Here is a 2,789-nt window from a genome sequence, read left to right as displayed (position 1 = left end):
TGTCGGGGGTATTATGTAGACACGGTTGGTAAGAATAAGACCCGAATAGCTGAATACATCCGACACCAGTTGGACGAGGATAAACTGGGAGAGCAGTTGAGTATCCCGTACTCAGGAAGCCCGTTTACGGGCCGCAAGTAACAAAGATGCAAATGTCAGATCGCACATGCGCCTGTTAGGGCGCGGCTGGTAAGAAAGCCTTACAGGCGCATAGGGGGAACCACCGGCTATGCCGGTGGGGCCCCATTTTGCTGCGCTGCCTTAAAACAAAAGGCCTGTCCCGCGAGGGGCAGGCCCATGAAAGCGGCAATCGAGGGATTAACGCTTGGAGTACTGGAAACGGGCGCGGGCAGCGGCCAGACCGTACTTTTTACGTTCCTTCTTGCGGGCGTCGCGGGTGAGGAAGCCGGCGCGCTTCAGCGCTCCGCGCAGGGCGGGGTCGGCCTGAAGCAGGGCGCGGGAGATTCCCAGACGGACGGCTTCGGCCTGGCCGGAGATACCGCCGCCGCACACGTTGACCTTGATGTCGTACTGTTCCGTGAGCTTGGTGAGAGCGAGAGGCTGACGGACGATCATCTGAAGGGTCTTGCGGGGAAAATACTGTTCCATGGGACGGCCGTTGATTTCGATCTGGCCGGCACCGGGATAGAGGCGGGTACGGGCGATGGCGGTCTTGCGGCGGCCGGTACCGTAATCGAAAGATGCAGACATGGCTGGACTCCTACTTCTCAAAGGTCAGAGGCTTGGGGGCCTGAGCGGCGTGAGGGTGTTCAGCGCCGGCATAGATCTTCAGTTTCTTCAGCATGGCACGGCCCAGACGGTTCTTGGGAAGCATCCCGCGAACGGCCTTGCGCAGCACTTCTTCAGGCTTTTCCGCCAGCAGTTTTTCCAGAGTGACGGACTTCAGGCCGCCCACCCAGTCGGAATGGCTGTAGTAGCGTTTGTCCTGGAGTTTGGTGCCGGTCACACGGATCTTCTCGCAGTTGATGACCACCACGAAGTCCCCGTTGTCCACATGGGGAGCAAATTCGGGCTTGTGCTTGCCGCGGAGACGATGGGCGATCTGGGAAGCCAGGCGGCCAAGAATCTGGTCTTCGGCGTCCACCAGATACCACTGGCGGTCGATGTCGGCCAGAGTAGGGTTGAACGTTTTCATGAAATATCTCCTGTCCTGCAAAGCGCAGGGCGCGTGGGTAGGGATCACAAAAGACCACCCTGAACGGGGGGCGGTTCCTCGCTGCCAACGTTTGCTTCAGGGAACCGGTACATCGTCTTTCGCAACGGGGAGCGAAAAAAAACATACCTTGGAAGCGGCTACCAGACCGCCGTTCCCTTGCAATAACGTTCGAAACAAGGTATGTGCCATAAATCGAAAGATTAAGCAAGTGAGGAACCTATGCGAAGCATACGAAAAAGCCTTCTCCAGTTCCTTTTTTCAGGTGCAAGTATGCGCCGCTGGAACGACAAGCTCCGCCCGGTGGAACTGTTTGAAATCGACAAGCAGGCCCACAAGATGATCGTGGCCTTTCTCCTCTGGCGGCAGAATGTTGAAAAACTTCCGCCGGAAGAGGCGCGCCGCATGGGACTCGAAATCATCGAAGGCGGAATTTTCGACTATTTCTACCGCCTCATCATTACCGACATCAAACCGCCGGTTTTCTACCGCATCAAGAGTAATCCAGAAAACTACGCACGGCTCACCGACTGGGTTCTGAAGGAACTTGAACCGCGGATCCGTCCTTTGGACGAAGACTTCTGGAATCGCCTCGCCGCCTATCATCGCCGCAGCCCGGGCGCGGCGCAAAACCTTTCCGACCGGATACTCTCCGCGGCGCATCTTTACGCTTCCCGCTGGGAATTCGGACTGATCGCGCCGCTGAACAGCTTTGATGAAGAAATCAAGGATATTGAATCCGCGTTCAACCGCCAGCTCAGCGCTCTTAGTGACGTGGCAGGAGTACCCGAGCTCATTCCCGGATCGGGCACGCCACTGGCGCGCATGGCCAACGTGTGCGGTCAGCTTCGCTTCCAGATCCGCTGGGCACAGACGCCCCGCGTTCCTGCCACTTCGGTGCTGGGGCACATGTTCATCGTAGCTGTATGCTCTTACCTGTTCAGTCTTTATCTCCAGGCCGGGGAACAGCGGCGCATCAACAATTTTTACTGCGGTCTTTTCCACGATCTTGCCGAACTGCTCACTCGCGACATCATCACGCCGGTGAAGCGCTCCGTGGACGCCCTGCCCGAACTCATCCACAGATGCGAGAGCGAGGAGCTGCACCACAAGATCCTCGACCCCCTGGACGAAGCGGGATACCACGGCATCCGTGAACGCCTCAGCTATTATCTGGGGCTTGAGGCCGGTTCCGAATTCTGCGATACCTGCCGTGCTCCTGAAGGCCGCATCGTGAAGCTGAAGGGCTTTGATGAACTTCAGGAACACGACAGCGATGGACTCGACCCCAAGGATGGCTGTCTTATCAAGGCCTGCGATGTGCTGGCCGCTTTTCTTGAGGCGTACACGTCCGTCCACAGCGGCATGGCTGCTCCTCCTCTTTACGAAGGCATGGCTCGTATCCGCCGCGAATACCAGAACCTGCGACTTGGAGATTTTTCCATGGCTACGCTGCTGGCCGATTTCGACTGACGTGGGCTGAAAAAGAAAAAGGCTCCTGATTGGCCTCAGGAGCCTTTCCTTGGTTAAACGAAACCCCCAGCTAGGCTGGGGGTTCAAAAAAACTTAAAGTTATAAGTATGTTATAAAAACTCCTTTTGATTTGCTAAGAAAG

Annotated in this window: 3 protein-coding genes and 1 pseudogene; 2 read left to right on the top strand and 2 right to left on the bottom strand. The window is 56.8% G+C overall.

Features of this window, described 5'->3' with window-relative positions:
- A pseudogene (locus tag Q0Z94_RS11705) lies at positions 1 to 141 on the top strand (IS200/IS605 family transposase); the annotation flags it as partial.
- Positions 142 to 318: 177 nt separating this feature from the next.
- On the opposite strand, the gene rpsI reads toward Q0Z94_RS11705, so the two are convergent.
- Both rpsI and rplM read right to left on the bottom strand, forming a co-directional pair.
- On the bottom strand, positions 319 to 711 hold the full coding sequence (gene rpsI, locus Q0Z94_RS11700) for a 30S ribosomal protein S9 (protein WP_298069909.1): 393 nt from the start codon (positions 709 to 711) through the stop codon (positions 319 to 321).
- Between the two features lie 10 nt (positions 712 to 721).
- Positions 722 to 1,156: a 50S ribosomal protein L13 gene (gene rplM / locus Q0Z94_RS11695; protein WP_298069907.1), complete on the bottom strand. Its 435-nt coding sequence runs from the start codon at positions 1,154 to 1,156 to the stop codon at positions 722 to 724.
- Positions 1,157 to 1,447: 291 nt separating this feature from the next.
- Here rplM and Q0Z94_RS11690 point away from each other — a divergent pair, with 291 nt between their 5' ends.
- On the top strand, positions 1,448 to 2,647 hold the full coding sequence (locus Q0Z94_RS11690; RefSeq protein ID WP_366517625.1) for an HD domain-containing protein: 1,200 nt from the start codon (positions 1,448 to 1,450) through the stop codon (positions 2,645 to 2,647).
- The last annotated feature ends 142 nt before the right edge of the window (positions 2,648 to 2,789 follow it).

This window comes from uncultured Mailhella sp. (assembly GCF_947631555.1).
Lineage (GTDB): Bacteria > Desulfobacterota > Desulfovibrionia > Desulfovibrionales > Desulfovibrionaceae > Mailhella.
The sequence above is the reverse complement of the archived record's forward strand: the minus strand, read 5'-3'. Positions and strand labels throughout refer to the sequence as shown.

Bases quoted from the DNA above. Each gene is read 5' to 3' on its own strand.
- rpsI (WP_298069909.1), bottom strand. From the start codon at position 711: ATGTCTGCATCTTTCGATTACGGTACCGGCCGCCGCAAGACCGCCATC.
- rplM (WP_298069907.1), bottom strand. From the start codon at position 1,156: ATGAAAACGTTCAACCCTACTCTGGCCGACATCGACCGCCAGTGGTAT.
- Q0Z94_RS11690 (WP_366517625.1), top strand. From the start codon at position 1,448: ATGCGCCGCTGGAACGACAAGCTCCGCCCGGTGGAACTGTTTGAAATC.